Source organism: Planotetraspora thailandica (genome assembly GCF_016863335.1).
Classification (GTDB): Bacteria; Actinomycetota; Actinomycetes; order Streptosporangiales; family Streptosporangiaceae; genus Planotetraspora; species Planotetraspora thailandica.
Genome location: NZ_BOOR01000018.1, coordinates 171,371 through 196,811, shown reverse-complemented (window position 1 = coordinate 196,811; position 25,441 = coordinate 171,371). Strand labels below are relative to the sequence as shown.

At 70.1% G+C, this 25,441-nt stretch carries 26 protein-coding genes; 7 read left to right on the top strand and 19 right to left on the bottom strand.

Annotated features, from left to right (window positions below; translation table 11 throughout):
• The first annotated feature begins 219 nt into the window (after window positions 1–219).
• Complete coding sequence (locus tag Pth03_RS14935; protein ID WP_203944840.1) at window positions 220–708, top strand: aggregation-promoting factor C-terminal-like domain-containing protein; 489 nt, start codon at window positions 220–222, stop codon at window positions 706–708.
• Between the two features lie 52 nt (window positions 709–760).
• Here Pth03_RS14935 and Pth03_RS14930 read toward each other — a convergent pair whose 3' ends face one another.
• The gene (locus Pth03_RS14930) at window positions 761–1,438 is read right to left on the bottom strand and encodes a TetR/AcrR family transcriptional regulator C-terminal domain-containing protein (RefSeq protein WP_239119044.1); all 678 of its coding nucleotides are present in this window, start codon (window positions 1,436–1,438) and stop codon (window positions 761–763) included.
• A 40-nt stretch (window positions 1,439–1,478) separates the two neighbouring features.
• Between Pth03_RS14930 and Pth03_RS14925 the strand changes: the two genes are divergently transcribed.
• Window positions 1,479–2,612: a ferritin-like domain-containing protein gene (locus Pth03_RS14925; protein ID WP_203944839.1), complete on the top strand. Its 1,134-nt coding sequence runs from the start codon at window positions 1,479–1,481 to the stop codon at window positions 2,610–2,612.
• 45 nt (window positions 2,613–2,657) lie between these two features.
• Here Pth03_RS14925 and Pth03_RS14920 read toward each other — a convergent pair whose 3' ends face one another.
• From Pth03_RS14920 to Pth03_RS14910, 3 genes are read right to left on the bottom strand one after another with little or no spacing between them, the layout of a single operon-like run.
• Window positions 2,658–3,104 carry a DUF202 domain-containing protein gene (locus Pth03_RS14920; RefSeq protein WP_203944838.1) on the bottom strand — a complete coding sequence of 149 codons (447 nt, stop codon included), beginning with the start codon at window positions 3,102–3,104 and terminating at the stop codon, window positions 2,658–2,660.
• Window positions 3,101–3,430 carry a YidH family protein gene (locus Pth03_RS14915; RefSeq protein WP_203944837.1) on the bottom strand — a complete coding sequence of 110 codons (330 nt, stop codon included), beginning with the start codon at window positions 3,428–3,430 and terminating at the stop codon, window positions 3,101–3,103. Before Pth03_RS14915 ends, Pth03_RS14920 begins: the two co-directional genes overlap by 4 nt.
• Before the next feature lie 43 nt (window positions 3,431–3,473).
• A complete protein-coding gene (locus tag Pth03_RS14910; RefSeq protein WP_203944836.1) occupies window positions 3,474–3,839 on the bottom strand; it encodes a DUF8711 family protein in 366 nt (121 codons plus the stop codon).
• 48 nt (window positions 3,840–3,887) lie between these two features.
• Here Pth03_RS14910 and Pth03_RS14905 point away from each other — a divergent pair, with 48 nt between their 5' ends.
• Entirely contained in the window at window positions 3,888–4,148 is a 261-nt protein-coding gene (locus Pth03_RS14905; RefSeq protein WP_203944835.1) for a ubiquitin carboxyl-terminal hydrolase 14, read from the top strand.
• Between the two features lie 4 nt (window positions 4,149–4,152).
• On the opposite strand, the gene Pth03_RS14900 is transcribed toward Pth03_RS14905, so the two are convergent.
• Both Pth03_RS14900 and Pth03_RS14895 read right to left on the bottom strand, forming a co-directional pair.
• Complete coding sequence (locus tag Pth03_RS14900; protein ID WP_203944834.1) at window positions 4,153–5,739, bottom strand: Na+/H+ antiporter; 1,587 nt, start codon at window positions 5,737–5,739, stop codon at window positions 4,153–4,155.
• A gap of 51 nt (window positions 5,740–5,790) precedes the next feature.
• Window positions 5,791–6,651: a chromosomal replication initiator protein DnaA gene (locus Pth03_RS14895; RefSeq protein WP_203944833.1), complete on the bottom strand. Its 861-nt coding sequence runs from the start codon at window positions 6,649–6,651 to the stop codon at window positions 5,791–5,793.
• A 222-nt stretch (window positions 6,652–6,873) separates the two neighbouring features.
• Here Pth03_RS14895 and Pth03_RS14890 point away from each other — a divergent pair, with 222 nt between their 5' ends.
• Window positions 6,874–8,847, top strand: a complete 1,974-nt coding sequence (locus Pth03_RS14890; RefSeq protein WP_203944832.1) for an ATP-dependent DNA helicase — start codon at window positions 6,874–6,876, stop codon at window positions 8,845–8,847.
• A gap of 63 nt (window positions 8,848–8,910) precedes the next feature.
• Here the strand turns inward: Pth03_RS14890 and Pth03_RS14885 are convergent, their stop codons facing one another.
• The 11 genes from Pth03_RS14885 to Pth03_RS14835 all read right to left on the bottom strand — a co-directional run bounded on the left by Pth03_RS14885 (window position 8,911) and on the right by Pth03_RS14835 (window position 19,055).
• The gene (locus tag Pth03_RS14885) at window positions 8,911–10,482 is read right to left on the bottom strand and encodes an endonuclease/exonuclease/phosphatase family protein (protein ID WP_203944831.1); all 1,572 of its coding nucleotides are present in this window, start codon (window positions 10,480–10,482) and stop codon (window positions 8,911–8,913) included.
• A 180-nt stretch (window positions 10,483–10,662) separates the two neighbouring features.
• Complete coding sequence (locus tag Pth03_RS14880; RefSeq protein WP_203944830.1) at window positions 10,663–11,532, bottom strand: MOSC domain-containing protein; 870 nt, start codon at window positions 11,530–11,532, stop codon at window positions 10,663–10,665.
• Window positions 11,533–11,587: 55 nt separating this feature from the next.
• The gene (locus Pth03_RS14875; RefSeq protein ID WP_203944829.1) at window positions 11,588–12,367 is read right to left on the bottom strand and encodes an SGNH/GDSL hydrolase family protein; all 780 of its coding nucleotides are present in this window, start codon (window positions 12,365–12,367) and stop codon (window positions 11,588–11,590) included.
• Between the two features lie 29 nt (window positions 12,368–12,396).
• Window positions 12,397–12,831 (bottom strand): type II 3-dehydroquinate dehydratase, encoded by a 435-nt coding sequence (gene aroQ, locus Pth03_RS14870; protein ID WP_203883120.1) that lies wholly within the window; start codon window positions 12,829–12,831, stop codon window positions 12,397–12,399.
• Window positions 12,828–13,904 (bottom strand): 3-dehydroquinate synthase, encoded by a 1,077-nt coding sequence (aroB, locus tag Pth03_RS14865; RefSeq protein ID WP_203944828.1) that lies wholly within the window; start codon window positions 13,902–13,904, stop codon window positions 12,828–12,830. Before aroB ends, aroQ begins: the two co-directional genes overlap by 4 nt.
• Window positions 13,901–14,413 carry a shikimate kinase gene (locus Pth03_RS14860; protein WP_203944827.1) on the bottom strand — a complete coding sequence of 171 codons (513 nt, stop codon included), beginning with the start codon at window positions 14,411–14,413 and terminating at the stop codon, window positions 13,901–13,903. The genes aroB and Pth03_RS14860 overlap by 4 nt, the downstream gene beginning before the upstream one ends.
• A gap of 14 nt (window positions 14,414–14,427) precedes the next feature.
• Complete coding sequence (aroC, locus tag Pth03_RS14855) at window positions 14,428–15,606, bottom strand: chorismate synthase (RefSeq protein ID WP_203944826.1); 1,179 nt, start codon at window positions 15,604–15,606, stop codon at window positions 14,428–14,430.
• 20 nt (window positions 15,607–15,626) lie between these two features.
• Window positions 15,627–16,403 carry a prepilin peptidase gene (locus Pth03_RS14850; RefSeq protein ID WP_203944825.1) on the bottom strand — a complete coding sequence of 259 codons (777 nt, stop codon included), beginning with the start codon at window positions 16,401–16,403 and terminating at the stop codon, window positions 15,627–15,629.
• A 9-nt stretch (window positions 16,404–16,412) separates the two neighbouring features.
• Entirely contained in the window at window positions 16,413–16,973 is a 561-nt protein-coding gene (locus Pth03_RS14845) for an SseB family protein (RefSeq protein ID WP_203944824.1), read from the bottom strand.
• Between the two features lie 33 nt (window positions 16,974–17,006).
• Window positions 17,007–18,113 (bottom strand): barbiturase, encoded by a 1,107-nt coding sequence (gene bar / locus Pth03_RS14840; protein ID WP_203944823.1) that lies wholly within the window; start codon window positions 18,111–18,113, stop codon window positions 17,007–17,009.
• Window positions 18,114–19,055, bottom strand: coding sequence for a carbamate kinase (locus Pth03_RS14835; RefSeq protein WP_239119043.1), 942 nt, complete (start codon window positions 19,053–19,055; stop codon window positions 18,114–18,116).
• A gap of 171 nt (window positions 19,056–19,226) precedes the next feature.
• On the opposite strand from Pth03_RS14835, the gene Pth03_RS14830 reads away from it, so the two are divergent.
• Complete coding sequence (locus Pth03_RS14830; RefSeq protein ID WP_203944822.1) at window positions 19,227–19,580, top strand: hypothetical protein; 354 nt, start codon at window positions 19,227–19,229, stop codon at window positions 19,578–19,580.
• A gap of 7 nt (window positions 19,581–19,587) precedes the next feature.
• Here Pth03_RS14830 and Pth03_RS14825 read toward each other — a convergent pair whose 3' ends face one another.
• Window positions 19,588–20,445, bottom strand: a complete 858-nt coding sequence (locus tag Pth03_RS14825) for a sulfotransferase family protein (RefSeq protein ID WP_203944821.1) — start codon at window positions 20,443–20,445, stop codon at window positions 19,588–19,590.
• Window positions 20,446–20,551: 106 nt separating this feature from the next.
• Complete coding sequence (locus Pth03_RS14820; protein WP_203944820.1) at window positions 20,552–21,712, bottom strand: pyridoxal phosphate-dependent aminotransferase; 1,161 nt, start codon at window positions 21,710–21,712, stop codon at window positions 20,552–20,554.
• A 563-nt stretch (window positions 21,713–22,275) separates the two neighbouring features.
• On the opposite strand from Pth03_RS14820, the gene Pth03_RS14815 reads away from it, so the two are divergent.
• Both Pth03_RS14815 and Pth03_RS14810 read left to right on the top strand, forming a co-directional pair.
• Complete coding sequence (locus tag Pth03_RS14815) at window positions 22,276–24,459, top strand: FxsB family cyclophane-forming radical SAM/SPASM peptide maturase (protein ID WP_203944819.1); 2,184 nt, start codon at window positions 22,276–22,278, stop codon at window positions 24,457–24,459.
• Window position 24,460: 1 nt separating this feature from the next.
• The gene (locus Pth03_RS14810) at window positions 24,461–25,411 is read left to right on the top strand and encodes an AAC(3) family N-acetyltransferase (protein WP_239119042.1); all 951 of its coding nucleotides are present in this window, start codon (window positions 24,461–24,463) and stop codon (window positions 25,409–25,411) included.
• The last annotated feature ends 30 nt before the right edge of the window (window positions 25,412–25,441 follow it).

Below are 25,441 nucleotides of genomic sequence, written 5' to 3'. Positions count from 1 at the left end.
ATCGGTAAAGATCCGTCCGCCGCGTGTCCCAGGTGCCGCCGAGGTGGCGGGTCGGCGTACTTCAATCCGCGTAAAGGACCCGTCGCGGTGCCTGCCGGGAGTTGTCTTGGATCCGGTGAGGCCGAGCGGACGGCCGCGCCCACGCCATGGGCGCGGTACGGCCGGCGGGCGCGCACGCGCGCCCAGCCTTCCGCACGCGACCCGACGACAAGGACCGATTTGGACAGTTACAGTGTTCTGCGCAGCACAGCAGTGGCCGTGATCGCGTCAAGCGTGATCGGTGGCGCGAGCGCCACACCGGCGATGGCCGAGCAGTCCACGGCGAGCCAGGGCGTTCACGTGTCGACGTGGAAGATGCGCGTCGCGGTGAACACCCGGAAGATCCGCAGGGCGCCTGTGCCGACGAAGACGACCAGCAAGGCCTACGCCTTCCGTCTCGTCAGCAGGCGCGCCTGGCCCAGCACCCAGTTCCAGTGCCTCGACAGTCTGTGGACCAGGGAGAGCAACTGGAACCACCGGGCCTACAACGCCGGCTCGGGTGCCTACGGAATCCCCCAGGCGTTGCCGGGGAGCAAGATGGGCTACGTCGCCGAGGACTGGCGGTTCAACCCGCAGACCCAAATCCGATGGGGCCTGCGTTACATCAAGGGCCGGTACGGCTCACCGTGCGGCGCGTGGGGCCATTTCCGGTCCCACAACTGGTACTGAGCAGGTCGGGAACGTCCAGGGGAAGGGAACGTTCCCGCGTGGCGCCCGGGGGTCACCCCCGGGCGCCACGCTTTTCCGCCCGTACGGCCATCGCCTGCACGAGCAGTTCCAGTCCGAACTCGAACTCCTCGTCGTGGTCGCACGACGTCAGGTACGGCGACAACGAGCTCACCTCGGGGAACAACGCGGGGTCGACCTCGACCAGCGCCTCGTCGCGCACGGGGGCGAACGTGGGCGTCACGCCGACCTCCCGCAGCAGCGAGCCGACGATGTAGGCGACGAACATGCGCAGCATCCGCACCGCCGCCTCACCCTCGAACCCGGCGTCGCGCAGGGTGGCCAGGGCCCGCTCGACGGGGAGCAGCCCTGCGGTCGAGTGGAGCTGCCGGCTGAAGACGACCATCGTCGAACGGGGATAGTGATGGGCGATCTGCCGGAACGCCCGCGCCTGCATGCGCACCCGGTCGGTCCAGTGCGCCGACGGGTCGTCGGTGAACTCGATCTGCGACAGGACGCTCTCGGAGATCGCGTCCAGCAGCGCGGCCTTGTTGGGCACGTGGTTGTACAGCGACATGACACCGACACCCAGCTCGGCGGCGATCCCGCGCATGGACACGGCGTCGGCGCCCGCACGCTCGATCAGGGCGATGGCGGCGTCGACGATCCTCGTACGGCTGAGCATGAGGCGATTCTCCCCCACCCGTTGACGCACGTACAGCGTACGTGTCACGCTCGAAACGATACGTACGGTGTACGTCGGAGGAGGCTCCGTGTCGACCCACGAGCTCTACACCATCCCTGCCGAGCTCTCCACGTGGAACGTGGAGATGGCCGGCGCCGCCCGCTTCACCTGGGAGTACGACGACGGCAGGGACCGCATGCTCGCCCTCTACCAGAAGGGAAAGGACAAGCAGTGGGACTCGGTCAAGCGGATCGACTGGGACATCGAGGTCGACCCCTACGACGTGCTCGGCATCCCGGACCAGACGATCGCGATCTACGGCACGCCCCTGTGGGAGCGGATGAGCGACCGGCAGCGCAAGGACGTGCGCCTGCACAACGCGGCCTGGCAGTTCTCCCAGTTCCTCCACGGCGAGCAGGGCGCGATGATCTGCTCGGCCCGCATCGTCGAGTCGGTGCCCGACCTCGACTCCAAGTTCTACGCCGCGACGCAGACGATGGACGAGGCCAGGCACGCCGAGACCTACGCCAGGTTCCTCCAGGAGAAGATCGGGCTCGCCTACCCCATCAACACACACCTCAAGGCGCTGCTCGACAGCACGCTGAGCGACTCCCGATGGGACATGCCGTACCTCGGGATGCAGGTGCTGATCGAAGGCCTGGCGCTGGCCGCGTTCGGGGTGATGCGCGACATCACGACCAAGCCGCTGCCCAAGCAGATCCTGGCGTACGTGATGCAGGACGAGGCACGGCACGTCGCCTTCGGCCGGATGGCGCTGCGCGACTACTACCGGAACCTGTCGGAGACGGAACTACGCGAACGTGAGGACTTCGTCATCGAAGGCTGCTACCTCATGCGCGACCGCCTGCGCGGCAAGGAGACCTGGGAGAACCTCGGCCTGTCCAAGCAGGAGGTCGCCGAGGCGATGGAGTGCGTCGACCGGTCGCAGTATCTCCAGCTCTTCCGCTCGCTGCTGTTCAGCCGCATCGTCCCCTGCGTCAAGGACATCGGCCTGTGGAGCCCCCGCCTGCAGGAGGCGTACGCCGACATGGGGGTGCTCGACATGGCCGGGCAGAGCCTCGACGCGCTGATGGGCCAGGACGAGGAGATCGCCGAAAGGCTCGACGCGGAGCGGTTCGCGCAGGAGGAGGCCGAGCGGCACGCGGAGGTCACCGAAACCATCCGGGCGGCCGGCGAATCCGGCTCCGAACCCCGCGCCTGAGCGGAATACGCTCCCCCGCCCGAGTTCCCGGGCGGGCCGGCGCGGTCAGCGGGTGAGAACCAGCACGAGCGCTCCGGCGGCCACGCACAACACGCCCGCCCACACCAGCCGCCCGTCGGTCGTCTCGTCGAGCGGCACGCCCTCCTTGAGCGCCTGCTCGACCCGCCGGTAACGGGCGCCGGTGCGCAGGAGCAGGGCCGCGCCGCTGAGCGCCGCGAGGGCGAACGGCACGAGCAGCGCCGGGTTCTCCGCGCCGCGCAGTCCTGTGCCCCCCATGACGAGGCCGGCCCCAGCGAGAGTCGCGGCCGTCCTGACCCAGGCCAGCCGCGTGCGCTCACTGTGCAGGCCGGCACTGTGCAGGCCGGCACTGTGCAGGCCGGCACCCTGAGGGGCGGTGCTCCGCTCAGGGCCGTGCAGGCCGCGGCCGTGCGGTTCCGCGCCGTGCTCGCCCGGAAGCCCGTCGGCGGGGCCCTCCCGGCTCGGCGTGCTCATCGGGCGAACAGGACCAGCAGGAGCGCGACCACCGCCACGGCGGCCACGCCGTACCCGAAGACGGGAGCCAGGGCGGGCGGTGGCAGCGGTTCGCTGCGGCGCAGCGCCCGCTGGATCCGCCGCCAGCGCGGGTAGGCGCTGGCGGCGGCCACCAGCGACAGGGACACCAGCACGACGGCGAGCAGTGTCCGGACCCAGGGCACGAACACGTCCTGGGGCACCACCGCCATCGCGATGCCCGCGGCGCTGAGCGTCAGAGACGTGCTCAGCCAGGTGAGGAAGGTACGTTCGTTGGCCAGCGTGAACCTGGGGTCCGGCTCATCCATGGGACCAGCGTAATTTCGGCCCTTTCCCTAGGGATTTGCCGGGTTACAGGCAGGCCTGCGCGACGTCCTTCACGTAGTTCGCCCCGTCGGTCGCGACCTTCTGCGCCGCGTCGACGGCCGCGTTGGCGTCGTCGACGTTGAGGTTCTTGAGCGTGTTCGCCATCCCGTCGAGCGCTTCCTTGAGCGTGGTGTCGCCCGCCTTGGCGGCGAGGTCGTCCAGCCTGGCCGCGCCGTCGGAGATCTCTTTGCGCATCGCCTCCGGGTCGTCGGCGACGGCTCCGATCTTGCTGATGGTGTCGCTGAGCACCTTGGGGGCCTCAACGCATGTCTGCGCCTTGTCCGCGGCCGCGCATCCGGAGATCGTCATGACGAAGGCAGCGGTGAGGGCGGCGAGCGGGAGGGATCTCATGTCCCGACCCTACCCAACGGGGTTTCGGTCAGGACTAGCATCTGTTTCATGGGGATCTGTGAACATCTCGCCACCGTCGACGTCGACCCTGAGCCGCGCACTCCGCAGGGATGCGAGGAGTGCCTCGCCCAGGGCACGCGCTGGGTCCACCTGCGCAAGTGCCTGTCCTGCGGTCACGTGGGCTGCTGCGACTCCTCCCCGGAAAAGCACGCCACCGCGCATTTCAGGCAGGTCGGCCACCCGGTGATGCAGTCCTTCGAGCCCGGCGAGGAATGGCGCTGGTGCTTCGTGGACAACGCGCTGGCCTGAGCGCTCAGCTTCGTTCGAGCGTGGCCTCCTCGAAGTCGAGCTCCTGCATGACCCGGTGAAGCACTTCGTCGTCGATCCTGCGCTCGTCTCGCAGCCGGATGAACACCTCGCGCTCGGCCGCGAGCATCTCCGTGCGCAATCGGCGGTAGACCGTGGCGGGCGTCTCCTCGCCGTTCGCCCCGGTGCCGCCGCCCAGCCTCTCCCACGCCCGCAACGCCGTACGCTCGGCGCGCAGGCGCAGCTGATCGACGACGTCGGCGTGCACGTCGAGCACCCCGTCGGCGATGAGCTCGTCGAGACGCGCCAGGGCCGCGGCGGCCGCGGCCTGCTGGGCGCCGGCCTCGGCGAGGTCGTCGGAGTAGCGCTCGGAGTCGTTGGAGACGCCGATCCTCCTGATCAGCCAGGGGAACGACAGGCCCTGGACGATGAGCGTGCCGATGACCACGGCGAACGTGAGGAAGAGCACAAGGTTTCGCTGGGGGAAGTTCTCCGGGAGACCGAACGCGGCCGCGAGGGAGACCACGCCGCGCATGCCGGCCCAGCTCGTGATCACGATCTTCTTCCATGACCCGCCGTGGCCGTCGTCCCGGCCCCTGCGCAACAGCCGTGGCAGGAACACGGTGAGCGGAACCCACACGGCCCGCAGGACCACGACCAGCAGGAACAGCACGACCGCGTAGAACGCCACCCGGGCGGGGTCCTGGTCGGCCAGCCGCATGATGATCGGGCGCACCTGCAAACCGATCAGCGCGAACACGACCGACTCCAGCACGAGGTCGGCCACCTTCCACACCGCTCCGGACAGGATGCGCGTGCCGTACGTCGTCCGGCTCATCTCGTGCCCGAGGTAGAGGCCGGCGACCACCACCGAGATCACGCCGGAGGCGTGCACGGCCTCCGCCGCCACGTAGGCGCCGAACGGCACGAGCAGCGAGACCCCGTTGGCGATCAACGAGTCGGTGAGCCGGCGCAGCAGCATGCCGACGGCAGACGCGATCACCAGGCCGAAGGCGACGCCGACACCGGCCGAGTAGACGAACTCGGCGCCGGCGCTGAACAGGTCGGCGGTGGCCCCGGCGACGACCGCGGCGACGGCCACTCGGTAGGCGGTCAGCGCCGTCGCGTCGTTGAACAGGCCCTCACCGACGAGGATCGTGATCACTCTTCGGGGCAGCCCCAGCTTGCGGCCGACGGCGATCGCCGACACCGCGTCCGTCGGCGCCACGATCGCGCCGAGCGCGAACGCGGCCGCGAGTGGAAGCCCCGGGATCACCGCGTGGGCGACGAGTGCGACGACGACCGTGGTGAACAGGACCAGTCCCACGGCGAGCAGCCCGATCGGCTGCTTGACGTCGCGCAGCCGCAGATAAGAGCTCTCGAGTGCCGTCGAATACAGCATCGGCGGCAGGAAGACGGACAGGACGATGTGCGGGTCGAGTTCGTAGCTGGGCATTCCCGGCACGAACGAGACGAGGAGCCCGGCCATCACCAGCAGGAGGGGCGCGGGCCAGCCCCGGCGCCGTGAGATGCCGGCGATCGCCAGGGCGCCGGCCGGGAGCAGAAGCAGTTGCAGCGCGGAGGAAGTGTCCATCAAGCGATGAGAGTACTTATCGCCGGCGCACGCCGTTACCGGGGTGGAGCGTTACCAGACGCGCTGATCGTCGCCCGGCTCCGGCCGCTGGTCCGGACGCATCCGCTCGTCGGTGGTGTACATGGGGTCCGGCGGATAGTCCTGCTGGTAGTCCTGCTGCGGGTACGGCCGGCCGCCCTGTCCGAGGCCGAGAGGGTCACTCGGGTCGACCGTTCCAGGCTGCTGCTGCGCGGGGTAGCCGGGAGGGCCCTGCCGGACCGGGCCGCCGGTGAACGGCCGCTCCCTGGGCACCTCCCTCGGGGGCGCGCCGCGCGCGACCAGCACGTCGTTGGCGCCCGCCGGGTGCTGCGGCGGCGCCGCCTGACCCGGGTACTGGTCCTGATAGTGCTGCTGGTCCGCGTACTGCGGATCGGCGTACTGGGGGTCGGGATAGTGCTGGTCGCCGTAGTGCTGGTCGGCGTACTGCTGATCCGCGTACTGCTGATCCGGGTACTGCTGGTCGGCGTACTGCTGGTCGGCGTACTGCTGATCCGGGTACTGCTGCTGCTCGGGGTAAGGCTGGGCGGGGGCCGGCCGCGAGTACTGACCCGTCCCCGGATACTCGCCGGGGTGAGCCGGATAGTCGGATTGCTGCGGGTAACCGCCGTCCTGGCGCTGCATCGGCCCGGTGCCCGGGTCCTGGCCGTTGTCGTCGGTGTACTGGCCGCCGGCCTCGGCGAACCCCTCGTCGAGGGTGTCGATCAGGCGCTCCACGGCGTCCATGGGCATCCGGAAACTCCCGGTGCACATCTCACCGCGCCACAGGCTCAGCACCAGCGTCCCCTCGTGCCAAGTGACCCGGAGAACCCGGTCTTGGCCGCGGGCATCGAAGAACACCTCGCCGAACGATGGCAATGGGACAACTTCCGACATGACAGACATAGTGCCTTTACCTGCCCTTATCCGTCTACTCGACCTCGGGAAACGGTACCGAACGACTTTCCTGGCCTCTTGTCCCCCACTCGGTAGATCGTCGTTGACCTTGAGAGCGTGAGCCCTAGTGTGCCATGCGAGACGATTTCCGGCTCCTGGAACGCCAGGATGTCCCCCGCCGCTCGTGGCTCGGATGTCGGCGGCAGCGGGTAGCGTTCTCCCGTGCCCAAGGACCGTCACGATCTTCCTCCTGTCGAAGAGCTGCTCAGCACCGCGGTGACGGGGCTGGGCGGCGCCGAGCGCCCCGGCCAGGTCAAGATGGCCCAGGCCGTACGTGACGCGCTCGACGAGAGCGAGCATCTGGCGGTCCAGGCGGGCACGGGCACGGGCAAGTCGCTCGCCTATCTGGTGCCCGCGATCAGGCACGCCGCGCAGGCCGACTCCGCCGTCGTGGTGTCGACCGCGACGATCGCGCTGCAGCGCCAGCTCGTCGACCGCGACCTGCCCCGCCTCGCCGACGCCCTGGAGCCCGTGCTCCCGCACCGGCCGGAGTTCGCCATCCTCAAGGGCCGCCGCAACTACCTGTGCCGGTACAAGATGGCCGCGGGCATGCCCGAGGACGACGACGACCAGCTCTTCGACCCCCGCGAAGTGAGCGCGACCGGGCGCATGGTCCAGCGCATCCAGGAGTGGGCCTCGGAGACCGAGACGGGCGACCGCGACGAGCTCGTGCCTGGCGTCAGCGACCAGGCGTGGCGGCAGTTCTCCGTGCATGCCAAGGAGTGCCTCGGCGCCCAGCGCTGCCCGAGCGGGGCGGAGTGCTTCGCCGAGCTGGCCAGGGAGCGAGCCGGCCAGGCCGACGTGGTGGTGACCAACCACGCCCTGCTGGCGATCGACGCCATGGAGGACTTCGCCGTCCTGCCCGAACACGACGTGGTCGTGGTCGACGAGGCCCACGAGCTCGTCGACCGGGTCACCTCCGTCGTCACCGACGAGCTGTCGGAGGCCACGGTGGGCTTCGCCGTACGGCGGGCGGGGAGGCTGATCGAGCAGGGCCTCGCCGACCGGCTGCACGAGGCGGGAGAGGATCTGGCGTCCCTGCTCACCGCGGCCCCGCCCGGCCGGGTCGACGACCTGCCGCAGTCGCTGGGCCTCACCCTCGCCCTGGTACGCGACGCGGCCTTCGCCTGCATCACGGCCATGGGGCCGCGTAACAAGGACAAGGACGACCCGGAGAACGCGGGTCTGCGCAAGGCCGCGTTCACCGCGCTCGACGAGGTCCACGACACCGCCCAGCGAATGCTCGACGCGTTCGGCGGCGAATCCGAGGCCGACCGGGCCGAGGTCGTCTGGCTGGACGAGGGGCGCGGCCGCGTCCCTCCGACACTGCGTGTGGCGCCGCTGTCGGTGGGCGGGATGTTGCGCGACAAGCTGTTCGGCGACCGCACCGTCGTGCTCACCAGCGCCACGCTCGCGCTGGGTGGGTCGTTCGACGGCATGGCCCGCCAGTGGGGCCTGGCCGGAGGCGACTGGAACGGCCTGGACGTCGGCTCGCCGTTCGACCATCCGCGCAGCGGCATCCTCTACGTGGCCAAGCACCTGCCCCAGCCCGGCCGCGACGGGCTCCCCGAGGAGTACCTCACCGAGATCACCGAGCTGATCGAGGCCGCGGGCGGGCGCACGCTCGGCCTGTTCTCCTCCATGCGGGCCGCCAAGGCCGCGACCGAGGCCCTGCGCGAGAGGCTGGACGTGCCGCTGCTGTGCCAGGGCGACGACTCGACCTCCCAGCTGGTCAAGCAGTTCGCCGCGGAACCCGCGACGTGCCTGTTCGGCACCCTGTCGCTCTGGCAGGGCGTGGACGTGCCCGGCCCCTCGCTCAGCCTGGTGGTCATCGACCGCATCCCGTTCCCCCGCCCCGACGACCCGCTGGCCTCCGCCCGGCAGCGGCATGTCGCCGCGACCGGCGGCAACGGATTCATGGCGGTCGCGGCCACACACGCCGCGCTGCTGCTCGCTCAGGGCGCGGGACGGCTGTTGCGCTCCATGAGCGACAAGGGCGTCGTCGCGGTGCTCGACCCGCGCCTGGTGACGGCGCGTTACGGCTCGTTCCTGGCGAGCTCGCTGCCGCCGTTCTGGCGCACCACCGATCCGGAGAAGGTGCGCGACGCGCTGCGTCGCCTCACCGCGGAGGCGTGACAAGGCGAGGCGTGACGAGGTGTGCGGCCGGCCGGGCGTCCCCGCGCCGGCCGCAGCCGGTCGCTACTTGCCGGTCACGCTGAAGACGGCCGACTGAGCCACCGAGACCAGTCCGTCGTCGGGGAGCAGTCGCACCACGTACTGCCCCGGGGGCACCGGCCACGAGGAGTCGGCTCCGATCGACGTCGGCCCGATCACCGTGTGGCCCTCGATCTCCGAGTCGGTGTACGCGTAGACGAGGTATTCGGAGGTGTCCGTGCACGTGCCTGCCGGGCAGGCGTAGACCGAGACCCAGTCCAGTCCCATGCCCGGTGCGTTCGACCAGCTGACCTCGATCGGTTCGCCCTGCTTGTAGCGGCTCTTGCCGACCTGCACCTTGGTCGGCTCGCCTGGGAGATAGAGCCAGACCTGGGCCTTGGAGATCACCTTGCCGCCGGAGAAGAGGGCGACGGCGTAGGCACCGCGGTGCAGCCCCCTGGTCGGCAGGATGACCGTGCCGTCGAACTTCGGACCCGTCGGTCGTGAGGTCACGACGTGGCCCTTGCCGTCCAGCAGCGCCACGCGCTCGCCCTGCCGGCCGGGAGCGTGGTAGGCGACGGGGAGGTCTCCGCCGATCGTGACCCGGCGGGTGGCCGGTGACACCAGAGCCGGCGGCACCGACGGCACGACGTCCAGCGTGGACACGACTCCCCGGTGGTCGGTCGGCCAGGGCGACAGGCCCACGCCGACGTCGGGCCCGCCCTTCTCGCCGACCACGGTGCTGTCGACCGTGCGGGACGGACCGGCGGTCAGCACCCAGTCGATGCGGTCGAACACCTCGTGCGGGTCGGCCTCGGGGCTGCCCGGAGTCCACGTGAAACCGGGGACGGCGACAGGATCCGGGTGCGCCTCGCGATAGGTGTCCCGCAGTCCCGCGGCCGCGAGGGCGCTGCTGGCAGGCCACTTCACCGGATACCGGACCTCGGGGCGCTTGGCCGCGACGGCGGGCGTCCAGTCCAGGTGCGAGGGGCTGTTGAAGTCTCCGGTCAGCATGACGGGGATGCCCTCGCGGGCGAGCGCGGGGAGCACCTTGACCAGGTTCTGCACGGCGGGCAGGCGGGTCTTGCGCTCCAGATCGAGCACCTGCTTCACGGTGCCGCCGTCCCGGACCAGGTACGGGCCGTAGGGGTCGGACGGCAGGTGGGTGTTGGCGACGGCCACGACACGGCCGGGAGCGACCTCGACGAATACGTAGACGCCGTCGCCGCCGGGCGGGTCGATGATGGGGAACCGGGACATCACGTGGGCCCGGTTGCTGCCGTACCAGCCGAGCGCCGACGCGATCTTCTCGACGTTCCGCTCCGGCTCCTGGATCCCGACGATGTCGGCACGCGCCTGCTTGATGGCACGTTCGATCTGCACGAGCGACTGCGGGCAGCCGTTCGCCACGGCGCAGAAATCGCCCGTCTTCAGATCGAGGTCGTCACCCCCGTAGAAGATGTTGAGCGTCATCACCCGCAGTCGTTCGTGCCCTGTGGCACTTCGCCCGTCCGTCGTCGCGGACGCCGACGCCGCCGCCGCCGACCCCAGGGGGAGCATCGCGGCCGTGAACAGCGCCACGGCGAATGCCGCCATCCGTCGTCTTCTCAATGTCATGGCCCTCTCCTGACACGCGTCCCGGCATTCCGATCACCGGCCTGCACGAGCGGGCCCAACGTTAGGGACGAGCAGGAGACCAGGGCTCCCCATGGCCCTTGTACACCGGGCGAACCTGTCCTGAACCGCGATCTAACAAGGCCGCCAAGCGCCGCGCGCGAGGGTCCACGCCGTGCCGCATCACCGCAGGGGCGTGACGGGGTCTCCGACACGGATCATCGCGCCTGCCCCCGGGTTCCCGTCCTCAGGAGCGACGGCGTCGTTGGGGACGGCGCTTTTGGGAACGAGGCGCACGCCGAACCAGGTCTTGCCGTCCCACCGGCGGTGCCGGGCCAGCGTGCGCAGCGGCTCCTTGCCCTTGACCTGCGTTTCCGGGTCGATCGTGGTCACCGCGCAGCGGTCGCAGCGCTCCGAAACGCGGAAGTCCACCTCGCCGATCCGGACCTCCGTCCAGCCGTCCTCCTCGTACGGCTCGGCTCCTCCGATCACGACGTTGGGCCGGAAGCGGGCGACCGACAGCGGCCGGGGAGTCTCCTCCTGGCGCTCCATGGCCGTCTCGGCGATCCAGTCGTCGAGACGGCGCAGTGACGCCTCCGAGGTGAGCAGCAGTGGGGCGTCCCACGCGAAGCTGACGACCTCTCCGGGCAGGCCGCCGTGCCTGGCCGAGATGGACCGGCGGCGCGGATCGTCCAGCCAGACGAGCCGGGCCGGGCAGCCGAGGAGTTCGGTGAACCAGGCGTGGGCGGCGTCGTCGGCGAGCACGGCCCGGTCGAGTCCGGAGAACCCGACCGGCACCGCCCGTCCCGTCGCCGGAGAGACCCTCAGGCCGGGCAGGCCCGGGGCCGCCAACCCCAGGCCGCCGTCGTCGAGGCCGCGGGCCGTCACCGAGACCATCCGGGGGAACTCGCCGAGCCACAGGTTCTCGCCGTCCTCCCCGATCACGGCCCACCGGCGGTCGCCGTCCAGCCCCCACGGGTACACGAGAGCGCTCTCACGCTGGAATCCGGCCGCAGACTTGATCGGATACACGCGAATGTCCGTCAGGCGCATGCCGGCAGCCTACGGTGTGAGAGCGTTTTCCCGGCGAGGGGCCGGGCGGTTACGGCTACGCCAACGTGGTCAAATCCGGGCGCTTGGGCTCGAGCCCGTCACCGGACGAACGCCCGCGCACCCGGCGGCCGACCCACGGGCCCAGGTGCTCGCGCACCCACTGCACGTCCTCGCGCCGCTTGGCCCTCGGGTCCACCGAGGGGCGAGGCGGCCAGGTCACCCGCCACTCGTCGGTCGGCACGCCCAGCACGTCGAGCACCTTCGCCGCCACGATGCGGTGGCCTTCGGCGTTCAGGTGCAGCCGGTCGTCGCTCCACGCCCGCCAGTCCCGCAGCGGCTGCATGGACCAGATGTCCACGAGGTGGCAGCCGTACAGGTCGGAGATCGCACGCAGGTGCATGAAGAAGATCGCGAACTTGCCGCGCGCCCGTCGCATGATCGGGGTGTCGCGGGGGTCCATGCCCGTGAACAACAGGACGTCGGCACCGCTGGCACGCAGGTCACGCACGGCCGAGGCTAACTTCTTGGCCATGCGGTCGGGGTCGGCTCCGGGCCGGAGCAGGTCGTTGCCGCCGGCGCAGAAACTGATCAGGTCCGGCTTCATCGCGGCGGCGACCGGCACCTGCTCCTCGACGATCTGGTCGATCAGCTTGCCGCGTATCGCGAGGTTGGCGTAGCGGAAACCGGGCTCCGACTCGGCCAGGCGCTCCGCGACCCGGTCGGCCCATCCCCGGAACCGCGTCACCCCGTCAGGGCCGTCGTATCCGCCCTCGAGCGGGTCGTTCAGGCCCTCGGTGAAACTATCTCCCACTGCGACATATGAGGTGTAACCCATCAACCCCGCCTTGCTCCGCGAATCAGTCGTTACTCACCAGTATCAGCGATCGCGCGGAGTGCCAACTCATATGACCGCATGCCGAAACCTGCGATGGTGCCCGTCGCCACGGCCGCCACGACCGACGTGTGGCGGAACTCCTCCCTGGCGCTCGGGTTGGACAGGTGCACCTCGACCAGCGGCGCGGTGCGCTGGGCGATCGCGTCGCGCAACGCGTAGGAGTAGTGGGTGAACGCGGCGGGGTTGAGCACGACCGGCGTGCGGGAGTCGGCCGCCTCGTGGATCCAGCCGACCAGTTCGGCCTCGTCGTCGGTCTGCCGCACCTCGACCGAAAGGCCCAGCTCGCGGCCCGTCTCGCGGCACAGGGCCGACAGGTCGTCGAACGTCTGCGCGCCGTACACGTCGGGCTCCCGGCTGCCGAGCCGTCCGAGGTTGGGACCGTTGAGCACGAGCACGGGCCTCATCGGCCGACCTCCTGGTAGGCGGCCTCCAACAGCTCTTCGGAGGGATCCTCCAGGCGGGAGACCTTGGCGATGTCGTCGAGCACCACGAAGCGCAGCTTGGCCCCACGGCTCTTCTTGTCCACCCGCATGTGGTCGCGCAGCTCGGGCCACGCCTCCCTGCGGTAGGCCGTGGGCAACCCGACCGACGTGAGGATCGAGCGTGTGCGGTCGACGACGTCCGTGCCGATCCTGCCGTCGAGCCGGGACAGCTCGGCCGCGTAGACCAGGCCGATGGCCACGGCCTCCCCGTGCCGGATGCGGTAGTGCTCGACCCGCTCGATCGCGTGGGCCAGCGTGTGGCCGTAATTGAGGATCTCCCGCAGGCCGCTCTCGCGCAGATCGGCGCCGACGACGTCGGCCTTGACCTGGATCTTCCGCTCGATCAGCTGGCGGGTGTGGGCGCCCTCGGGGGTGCACGCCCCTGCCGGGTCGTCCTCGATCAGCATGAGGATCGTGGGGTCGGCGATGAAGCCGCCCTTGATCACCTCGGCGAGCCCGGCGACGTAGTCTTCGCGCGGCAGGCTCACCAGCGTGGCCAGATCGCACAGCACGCCGCGGGGCGTGTGGAAGGTGCCGACCAGGTTCTTGCCCTCGGGGGTGTTGATGCCCGTCTTGCCGCCGACGGCCGCGTCGACCATGGCCAGCAGCGTCGTCGGGACCTGGACGACCTCCACCCCGCGCAGCCAGGTCGAGGCGACGAACCCGGCGAGGTCGGTGGCGGTGCCTCCGCCGACGCCCACGACCGCGTCGGACCTGGTGACGCCGTAGCGCCCGAGCGCCGACCACAACCCGGCCGCGACCTCGATGGTCTTGGCCTCCTCGCCGTCGGGCACGGGCAGCGCGACCACCTCGTAGCCGGCGGCCTCCAGAACGCCGCAGGCCGGGCGGGCGATCTCGGGCAGGCTCGCCGGGTGGATCACCGCGACCGTCCGCACGCCGGCGCTCAGCAGGCCGGGCAGCTCGCCCAGCACGCCGGTGCCCACCACGACGTCGTAGGGGCTGTCGCCCCTCACCGTGATGCGCGTCGCGGTCACAACGTCCCCGCGATCTCGTCCGCCACGTCACCTGGCTCACGATCGTCGGTCTTCACCGTGATCACAGCGAGGCGCTCGTAGACCGGGCGGCGCTCCTCCATCAGCTTCCTGAGCTGGCTGCGCGGGTTGAGCACGAGCAGGGGCCTGGCGGAGCCGAGCCCCACCCGCTTGACCGCCTGGTCGAGACCCACCTGCAAATAGACGACCCGCTGACCGGCGAGCAGCTCCTGCGTCGGCTCGTGCAGGACCGATCCGCCGCCCAGCGACAGCACGCCGTCGTGGCCGGTCAGCGCGGCCTGTACGGCTTCCGCCTCCAGCTCGCGGAATTTCGCCTCGCCGTCCTCGACGAAGATGTCGCTCACGGGCTTGCCCGCGACCGTCTCGACGTCGGTGTCGGTGTCGCGGAAGGACACCCCGAGACGCTCCGCGAGGAGCTGCCCGATCGTCGACTTGCCGGATCCGGGCGGCCCGACGAGGACCACCACGGGCTGATGAGAGGCCGAACTCATGATCACAAACCCTATTACTTGATCACCATGGAAGAGAGGTAGCCCGCCAGGTTGCGGGCGACCTCTTCGACGGAGTCGCCGCCGAACTTCTCGACGGCGGCGTCCGCCAGGACCAGCGCGACCATCGCCTCGGCGACGATCGCGGCGGCCGGCACCGCACACACGTCAGAACGCTCGTGGTGGGCCTTGGCCGCCTCCCCCGTCAACACGTCGATGGTGGCGAGGGCCCGGGGAACGGTCGAGATCGGCTTCATGGCGGCGCTGACCCGCAGCGGCTCGCCGTTGCTCATGCCGCCTTCGACGCCGCCCGCCCTGTTGGTCATCCGCCGGACGCCGCCGGCGGTGTTCTCGATCTCGTCGTGCGCCTGCGATCCACGCCGGCGCGCGGTCTCGAAGCCGTCGCCGACCGCGACACCCTTGATCGCCTGGATGCCCATCAGCGCGGCGGCGAGACGGCCGTCCAGGCGCCGGTCCCAGTGGGTGTAGCTGCCCAGGCCCGGAGGCAGGCCGTAGGCGAGGACCTCGACGACGCCGCCAAGGGTGTCGCCGTCCTTGTGCGCCCTGTCGATCTCGGCCACCATGGCCGCGCTCGCGTCCGGATCCACGCAGCGCACCGGGTCGGCGTCGACCGCCGCCATGTCGCCGGGGCCGGGCACGACGTCTCGGGGCGCGCTCGCCTCGCCGATGGCCACCACGTGGCTGACGATGTCGACGCCGAGCGCCTGCTTGAGGAAGCTGCGGGCGACCTGCCCGAGCGCCACGCGGGCGGCGGTCTCGCGGGCGCTGGCCCGGTCGAGCACCGGGCGCGCGTCGTCGAAGCCGTACTTCTGCATTCCGGCGAGGTCGGCGTGGCCTGGCCGGGGGCGCGAGCGGGGCGCGTTGCGCGCCTGCCCCTCCAGCAGCGCAGGGTCGACCGGGTCGGCCGCCATCACCGTCTCCCATTTGGGCCACTCGGTGTTGCCGACCCTGATCGCGACGGGCGAGCCCAGCGTACGGCCGTGCCGTACGCCGCCGGAGATGGTCACGACGTCCTGCTCGAAGCCCATACGCGCTCCGCGGCCATAGCCGAGACGGCGGCGGCGCAGCGCCTCGTCGAGGTCGGCCGTGGTCACCGCCACGCCCGCGGGAAGGCCTTCAAGGATCGCGATCAGCTCGGGGCCGTGTGACTCCCCTGCCGTCAACCAGCGCAACATGGAGACAAGTCTTCCATGTGTCATACGCGGGCCAGCACCGCCACGAGTGCGGCGGCGAGCATGAACGGGCCGAAGGGGAATTCGCTGGTCCGGGCACCCCTCCTCGTCACCAGCAGCCCGATCCCGTAGATCCCGCCGAGGACCAGACCGCCGACGGCCGCGGTGGCCGCGGTCGTGTAGCCGAACGCTCCCGTCAGCATGCCGATGATCCCGGCGAGCTTGACGTCGCCCAGCCCGATCCCGGACGGGCGGATGAACCACATCACGGCGTAGAAACCGCCGAAGACGAGCCCCCACAGCGCCGCCTGGCCCAGGTGCCCGGAGGGCGCGATCAGCACCGCGACGATCGGATAGGACGGCAGCGTGATCAGGTCGGGCAGCCGCTGGGTCCTCCAGTCGACGACGGCCAGGGCGACCCCGGCGGCCGCCGCGTAGAGCCACGCGGCGATGAGCCAGCCGCTCGCCGAGACGTCCAGGAGCCGCCAGGTCACCAGACCGGCGGCGAGCGCCGTCGCGGCCTCCACCAGGTACGGCCGGCGGGGAACAGGCACCGTCCTCACCGCCTGGGCGAAGGCCGCCCGCGCCTCTTCCCTGGCGGCCTTCCTCGCCTCTTCCCAGGCCTTTTTCAGCGCCTCTTCGCCGGCATCCTCACCCGCGTCCCGGTCGCCGTGCTCGTCCCGGTCGGCGTCGCCATCGTCCGTGCGGTCGCGATACGGGGCGAACCCGTCAGCGAGGGCGCGGCCGTACGAACCCGCGACCAGCCCGAAGACCACGGCGGCGGCGACCAGGAGGGCCATCGCGGCCGCCTAGCCGCGACGCCGCCGCGACCACCATCGGCCGGGGCGCTCGCGCAGCCGGGCCACGGTGACGCCGGGCACGTCCTGCGCCAGCCGGTCGAGGGCCGAGGCATCGCGTTTGGCCTCCTCAACGGTGGCCAGCGCGGCGAGCATCCCGCCCTCGATCACGAAGGGCACCGGCCCGGCGACGTCGACGACCACCGCGGCGGCGTTCTCGTGCCGGGCGGCCTGGGCCACCTGCGGCGCCGTCGCCTGCACGGGCCGGGCGTCGGCCCGCCACCTGCGCATCGGCTCCGCGCCGGTGAAGGCGAGGACGGCCTCCCTGCCGTCCTTGCCGACGAGCTTGGGGAGAGCCATCTCGCTCTCCTTCTCCTGCTTCAGCCCGTGTTCCCCGACCTCCGACTCGGTGAGCAGGGCGACGACCGGCACCAGCAGCCGGGCCTCGCTGATCGCGGCGAGCACGTCGGCGGCCGTGGCCGTACCGGCCTGGAGGCCCGCCAGGGCGGAGGCGACCGCAGCGTCCGTGCCGCCGTCGTCGTCAGGGCGCAAAGGCTGCGGAATCGCGGGCACGATCCGCAGCCTACCCGGGGGCGTGAGGGCCGGTCAGGACAGGTCGGAAATCGCGATCACCGGACCGCCGCCGGAAGGCCCCTGGTGCACGGCGGCGACGGAGACGAACACCGCAGGGTCGCCGGTCACACTGGCCGCGACGCCGCCGACGGTGGCCTTGATCTGCCGGTGCCAGTGCACGTCGGAGTCGTCGAGCATGATGTTGCGGCGCCCGCGCACCCGGCCTGAGGGGTCGGCCTCGCACTTCATGAAGACGTTGACCAGGCGGTCGCCGAGGTCGCTCGGGTGCGGCCGCTCGGGCAGCTCGATGCCGGAGTCGCGGATGGCCTCCCAGATGCCGTCGGCGTCCAGGGCGTCCTTCATGACGGAGTGACCGGCGCGGTAGCGCCCGCCGATGCCCCTCACGTTGCCGACCACGACGATCTGGGCCCGGTCGAGCTCGACGCCGCTCGAACACGAGGCGACCGACGAATAGAGCGACAGGTCCTTGTGGATCTGCTCGGCCGACGGCATCTCGATCTCGCCGAGGGCCACGGCGATGCCGAGGGCGGTCGTAGAGTTGGAGATGTCCATCGACTTGAGGGTGTCCTCGGTGACGACCGTCTGGCCGCGCTCCTTGGCGTCGGTGATCGTGGACAGGGTGAGCAGCGGGGTCTTGGTCTGCACGTAGTGCACGTCGGCCGGGTCGTCGATTCCGGCGATCTTCATGGCCTCCCGGACGCCGGCGGCGACCTTCTCCACCATCGCCGGCCTGCCGATGTCCTCGGGGAGGATGACCTCGCTCATCGCCACGCCCACGCTCACCCGCGGCTCGTCGGTCTGCACGGCCGTGGCCGGGTCGAGGGTGGCGAAGATCGTGGCATGGGGGCTGAGCACGCCGTCGGTGCCGCCGGACCAGACGAGGGGCACCTGCTTGACCTCCTCCTCGGTCCGGGTGCCCTTGGCGACCAGCACCTCGCGGAAGGCTCGGTCGGCGAGAATGCGGGTGTAGTCGTTGACCCCGCCGTTGCCCTCGGTCTTGCCGACGACCGCGAGTACCCGGTCGGCCTCGATCACCCCGTCGTCGATCAGTTTGGCCAGCCCGGAGGCGTCCGTGACGCTCTCGATGGCGACTTTCCGCACCTCGATCGGATCCGGCATCTACCTCTCCACCCCTCTGATAACCCTTGTACCGATATTTCCTGACAACGCGTCGCCGATGTGCTCCAGCGACGTGATCACCGCCTGGCGTCCGCCGTTCTCGGCGAAACGCAACGCCGCCTCGACCTTCGGCCCCATGCTGCCGCCGGCGAAGTGGCCCTCTCTGTAGAGTTCCCTCAGGCTGGCGGTGGTGATCTCCTCGATGGGCCGCGCCGAGGCCGTGCCATACCCGACGACGGCGTTGGGCACGTCGGTCGCGATGATCAGGTCGGTCGCGTACACGGCCGCGGCCAGCACGGCGGCGGCCAGGTCCTTGTCGACGACGGCCTCGACGCCGTTAAGGGCGCCGTCGGCGCCCCGGACGACGGGCACTCCCCCGCCTCCCGCGGCCACAACGGTGTATCCCGCCTCCATGAGCGCGATCGCGGCGGAGCCGTCGAGGATCTCGAGCGGTTCCGGCGAGGCCACCACCCGGCGCCAGCCGCGCTCGAACCGGCGCCACGTCTGCCCCTGGGTCTCCAGGCGGCGCGCCTCCGCCTCCTCGAAGTACTGGCCGATGGGCTTGACAGGGTCGAGGAAGGCGGGATCGTCCCGGTCGACCAGCGTGCGGGTCACCACCGTGGCGACCCGGGCGGGATCGGGCGCCAGAGCGCGCTCGAGCGCGTTCATGATGAGGGTGCCGATCGTGCCCTGCGTCTGGGCGACGCACCAGTCCAGCGGCACGGGCGGCAGCACGTGTGCGGTGAGCTGGTTCTTCAGCAGGATGTTGCCGACCTGGGGGCCGTTGCCATGGGTGATCATCACCTGGTGCCCGGCCCTGATGAGACCGGCGACGTGGATCATGGCCTGGCCGATCGCCCGGTGCTGGTCACCGGGCGAGGCGCTGCCGTCCGGTGCCGTCATCGCGTTGCCGCCCAGTGCGATCAGTATGCGTCCGCCCACATCGCGAAACTATCCAGCCGGTGACGGCCCTTCATTGGCGAATGTCGCCCACCCGCCGCCCATCCTTCGGCAAGCCTTCCCTTTCGGCACGTTCCAACATCGGCGTCGTCCGACACGCCCGCCGACGGCGGGGATCTTCCGCTCGGATCGGGATGGCGGCAGAATCAGCGCATGCCCCCAGAATCCGTAAGACCAGAGAAGCTGGAAGCCAACGAAGTGGGCGCGGCCTTCGCCGCCCGCCGCGATCTGGGCCCGCAATATGAGCTCGAGCTCGCCGAGTCCCTCGTGGACCGGGTCAACGCGGTGATCGACTCGCGGCTGGCCGAGAAGAGGTCCAAGCGCCCGCCGCTCGACTGGGCCCAGATGACGCTCGGCCTGGGCTCGCTGGCGTTGTCCATCCCCCTGGTGGCGATCGTGTCCTCCAACGTGCCGGGCACGTTCGGCCTCATGCTCGTCTTGGGCGTCATCGCCATCGTCAACCTGGCCTACGTCCTGACCCGGGCCATCCACCAGCACCGGGACTGACCCGGCCTCACATGTAGCCCCACATGCGGCTGATGTCGTGGAGCTCCTCCGGGACGTCCTTCGGATCGGGCAGCTCCCGGCCCCGCTGCACCGAGCCCGTCCGGATCTTCTCCCGCCAGTCGCCGATGCCTTTGACGAACTCCTCGCTCCGTCCCTCGCCGTACGTCAGCATGGACGGCTCCAGCCGTACGCCGAGGAAGTCGCAGATCCGGCCCAGCTCCTCCTTCGGGTTCTCGGTGAGGCTCTCGTAGCGCACCGTCAGCCCGGGCAGGCGGCGCCGGGCGTTCTGCAGGTACGTCATGTAGTTGAGGGTGTGCGGGACGGCCTCCTCCAGCGAGCGCCGTTCCGGGTCGGCCTCGGCCCACGACTGGGCGATCGACATCGGATGCCTGATCAGGAAGACGAAGCGCGCGTCCGGCCAGCACGTCGAGATGCGCCGCCAGGCGAAGACGTTGCTCGGCGTCTTCTCCACGAGGATGCTCTTGCCGCTCCGGACGAGCTCGCGGTGCAGGATGCGGTCCCACAGGATGTGCTCGATGTCGCTGTGCGTATGCCCCAGGGTCGTCATCGCCTGCCGGAGCGGATCCGTCGGCAGGTTCACCGACAGCCGGCGCACGTGAAGCTCGTGCGGGGCGTGGATCTGCGGGTGGCGGTCGAGCATGACCCGCAGCAACGTCGACCCCGAGCGAACCGACGACATCAGGAACACGGGATCCGGCAGCAGCCGGTCGGCCGCAGGGTCGGCGGGAGGCCGCACCTCGTCGTCCGGCATCCGCCTGAACATCTCGGGAATCGACGTCGGCCGCTTGATCGTGTAGCCGGTCAGGCCGACGATCTTCGAATTGACCTTGCGCTTCCAATTCATGACCCTGAAACCTTAACGTCCGATTAAAGCCCTGGCAGCACTATGCAAGCACCTCACAGGCGTCTCACAGCCGCGTTTCAGGGAGTCGGCCGCTCTCGGCCGCAGGTCAGCCGAGCCGCTGGAGCCGGGTGACGGCCTCGTCGATCACCTCGTCCTTCTTGCAGAAGGCGAACCGGACGAAGTGGCGCCCGCGCTCGGGCCGGTCGTAGAAGACCTGGGTGGGGATGGCGACCACTCCGGCGAGTTCGGGCAGCCGCATGGCGAACTCCAGCCCGTCGTCGAACCCGAGGGGACGGATGTCGGTCTGCACGAAATAGGTGCCGGCGGGGCGCAGCACCTCGAAGCCCGCCGCCTGGAGGCCGGTCATCAGCCGGTCGCGCTTTGCCTCCAGCGCCGCCCGCTGCGCCGCCACCCAGTCCATCTCCTCCCGCAGGGCGTAGGCGACGGCGAGCTGCCAGGGAGCGCCGGAGGTGAACGTCAGGAACTGCTTGACGGTCTGGACGGCCCGCACCAGCGCGGGCGGCGCGCAGATCCACCCCGTCTTCCAGCCGGTCACGCTGAAGCTCTTGCCCGCGGACGAGATCATGATCGTGCGCTCGCGCATGCCGGGAAGCGTGGCGAGGGGCACATGTTCCACGCCGTCGTACGTCAGGTGCTCGTACACCTCGTCGGTGATCGCGATCAGATCGCGCTCCTGGCAGAGGTCGGCGACCGTCTCCAGCTCCTGCCGCGTGAACACCGTCCCCGTCGGGTTGTGTGGGGAGTTGACGAGGATCGCCCTCGTGCGTGGGCCCACCGCGGCCGCCAGCTCGGCCGGGTCGAAGGTGAAGCGGCCGGCGTCCACGCGCAGGGTCACCGGCCTGCGCACCGCACCGGCGAGCGCGATCGCCGCGCCGTAGGAGTCGTAGTAGGGCTCGAAAACGATCACCTCGTCGCCCGGCTCGCAGACGGCGAGCACCGCAGATGCGATCGCCTCCGTCGCCCCCACGGTGACGAGCACCTCGTCCGCGTCGTAGGCCAGGCCGTACCAGTCCTTGCGGTGGCCGGAAACCGCCTGCCGCAGTTCGGGCACGCCCGGGCCGGGCGGGTACTGGTTGCGTCCGCTCCTGATCGCCTCGACGGCGTGCTCCAGCATGCGGGCCGGTCCGTCGGTGTCGGGGAAACCCTGGCCGAGGTTGATCGACCCTGTGTCCACAGCCAGTTTCGTCATCGTCGCGAAGACGGTCGTGCCGAACTCACGCATCCGTCCAACCAGCGGTTCTTCCACGCGGCCACCTTATGCCCCGCCTCGCGCCGGCCTCCCGGAGCCCGGACGCCGGGGGATCATCCGGGCAAGACTTCAATCAACCGTACTTTTCGCCAAAAAAGCTCAGAATGGCTTAAATTAGTCAACTAGCATAATCGTACACAATGATTACACGGCTCCCCCGCTTCCATGGAACCGCCAACGGGGGTCGATTGCCGCCCAATCGTGATGCCCAATTTCCGTATTGAGAGCACGCCGACCGCCACGACCAGGGCCGAAATCGGTTAGGCTGAGCAGGCTCATCGCGGGCGCGATCCGCCAGGTTGAGTGGTAGTAGCCCACTTTGGGCGCTAACGTGACAAGTCTCGGTGACGCTTCGAACTATCCTGACATCGCAGCGTAGCCGGGATTCAATGTTTTTCCCTACTCCTGAAACGGTTTCAGCCATGGCCATCGACCTGCTGCCCTCGCTCATCGAGGACTTGAGCGACGTCTCGCTTGCCGAACTCGACGACACAAAAGAAGCCTCCGCCGAAACGGGGCTCTCCTTCAATTCTTCCATTTAATAGCACCACAGCGGCAACATGCGTGCATCCATCGTGCCCTTTAGCCAGTTCGTGCTCAAGGTGGCCAGTAGATGCGATCTCGCTTGCGATCATTGCTACGTCTACGAGCACGCTGACCAAAGTTGGCGCAACCAGCCGACGAACATGTCGGAAGAAACGGTCGCGCAAATCGCCGTCCGGATCGCGGATCACGCCAGGGCGCACGACCTTGGCATGGTTCATGTCATCATGCACGGCGGCGAGCCTCTCCTCGCCGGGCCGTCACGCCTCCGGCACATCGCGCGGGAGTTGCGCGGCGCACTCGACGGCGTCGCCGAACTGGACCTGCGCATCCACACCAACGGCGTGCTCCTCAGTGAGCGGTTCTGCGAGATATTCGAGGCCGAGCACATCAAGGTCGGCATATCGCTCGACGGAGACCGCGTCTCCAACGACAGGCACCGGCTCTACTCCAACGGGCGCAGCAGCTACGACCAGGTGATACGGGCCGTCACGCTGCTTCGCGACCACCACCCGGACCTCTACGCCGGTCTGCTCTGCACGATCGACATTCGCAACGACCCGATAGCGGTCTACGAGGGTCTGACGGCGCTCGATCCTCCCCGCATCGACTTCCTCCTGCCCCACGCGACGTGGGATCAGCCGCCGCTGCGGCCCACAGGAGGCGACACGGGAAGAGACGCGCCGTACGCCGACTGGCTGATCGCCGTGCACGACCGCTGGGTCGCCGACGGAAGGCCGGTCGCGATCAGGATGTTCGACTCGATCGTGCTGACCGGCCGGGGCAGGCCCAGCCAGACGGAGTCGCTCGGGCTGTCCCCCACCGATCTCGTGGTGATCGAGACCGACGGATCGTACGAGCAGGCCGACTCCCTCAAGACCGCCTTCGACGGGGCGCCCGCCACCGGGCTCGACGTCTTCCGCAACTCACTCGACGAGGCGGCGCTCCACCCGGGTATCGCGGCCCGTCACGGCGGCACCGAGCCGCTCGCGCCGCAATGCCGTACCTGCCCGCTCGTCGTGAGCTGCGGCGGGGGGCTCTACGCGCACCGGTACAAGACCGGCTCCGGCTTCGTGAACCCCTCGGTCTACTGCCGGGATCTGTTCACGCTCATCCCGCACGTCCAGCGGGCGTCCGGGCCCGCGACCCACGCTCTGCCCACCTCCGCTCTCGACTCGGTGGCGCGAGCCTCGGCCGGGCCGTCCGAGATCGCCGCGCTCGCCGCACCTCAGCGGAGCAGGACCGTCCGGCTGCTGGCCACGGCCCGGCGGGCGATCGGCGACGAATCCTCATGGGCTCTGCTCTCCCGGCTCGAACACGACCATCCCGGCGCGGTCCGCGACGTGCTCGGCCACCCGTACGTCCGGGCCTGGGCGACGGGCCGCCTGGGGGCGGGGCGCGGCTCCGAGCGGTCTCATCTGGCGTCGATCGCGGCGGCCGCCGCGATCCGGGCGGGCCGGCCGTCGACGGTGACCGTTCCCGTCACGGAGGGGATGGTCGACCTCCCCACCCTCGGCCGGATGCACGTGGGTCAGGCCGGCTCGGCCCGCGTGGAGATCACCGGCGAGACGTTCCGGATCCACGCGGCCGGACAGTGGTACGAGCGGGACGGCGAGCACTGGGACGCGGTCCGCTCCTTCGACCTCGGCGGGGTACGGCTGGCCTTCGACGACGTCGATCCCTACCGGGACTGCTACGACAGGCCGGCGCTCGATCGGCTGAGCGCGAGCGAGGCCGGCGGCTGGGAGAAGGTCGTGTCCCTGGCCTGGGAGTTCCTCCGTGAGGAACATCCAAAGGACGCGCTTGCCGTACAGGCGGGCCTGCGCGTCATGACACCGCTCGCAGGGGAGGGCGGCCACGGGTCCTCGACGCGCCAGGCGTACGGCGCCGCCGGCGTCTCGGCGTCGGCCGATCCCGTCACGCTCGCGGCGGTGCTCGTCCGGGAGTCGAGAAAGGCCCAACTCGGGGCCGTGCTGGACATGTACGACCTCCTGGGAGGCGACGCCGGGCTGGAGAACCGGCTCTGCGACGCGTACGGCGCTCTGGCGACCGCACACCTGCTCGGCCCGTACGAGGCCGGGCCCCTGCTCGACCGGGCCCGCGCCACGCTGCGCGACCTCGCCGGCCATCCGCTCCCCCAGCTCGGACGGCATTTCCTGGACGAGATGACCGCCGCCGCGACAGCCGAATGCGAGCGGTGACTTGTTCGGGCTCCCGGTCCGCCTCCTGCGTCCGCTGGTCGTGATGCTGGTCTTCCCGCTCGCCTGGTCGGCGGCGCCGAGACTCGGGTGGCCGCGACTCTGGCAGCGGAGGCTCGGCGGCAAATCGAGGGCGGCCGGCGCGGCTCCTCCGCTGGAGGCCTTCTCCCAGGAGACCCTCACGCATTCCCTCAGGGAGTTGGGACTCGGCCCCGGGGAGGTCGTGCTCGTCCACGCCTCGCTGCGGCGCGTCGGCGCGATGGCCGACGGAGTGGCCACCCTCGTGGCGGCGCTGCGGGAGGCCGTCGGGGAGGAGGGGACGATCGTCGTGCCCACGTTCACCTCATGGAACTCCGACACGTCGCGCATTTACCGCGCCCGCGTCAGCGGCATGGGCAGGATCCGCGGGCGTCTGTACCGCTGGACGATACCGGCCTATGAGGCGGCCACGAGTTCCTCGATCGAGTGCGGCCGGCTGTCGGAACATGTGCGCCTGCTTCCCGGGGCGGTCAGGAGCGACCACCCGCAGACCTCGTTCGCGGCGGTGGGCCCCCAGGCGCGGCGGCTCATGGCCGATCATATGCTCGAGAGCCATCTCGGCGAAGAATCGCCGCTGGCGAAACTCTTCGACGCCAAGGCCAAGGTGCTCCTGCTCGGCGTCGGCTTCGACAAGTGCACCGGCTTCCACCTGGCCGAATATCGGTACGACCCGAGGCCGCCGGCGGCCGAGTACGGATGCGCGATGAGGATCGACGGCCGACGCACCTGGCGCCGGTATAACGACGTGGTCCTGGACGACAGCGATTTCCACAAATGCGGCCGGGATATGGAACAGGCCGTATTCATGGAATACGGTCAGGTCGGAAATGCAGAAAGTCGGCTCTTCTCGCTGGTCGAAGCGGTCCAGCACGCGGAAGGATGGATGAGGAACCACCGGCGTCACCCGCGAACGTGAAAAACCGTCATACGACGGGATTCCTCACAG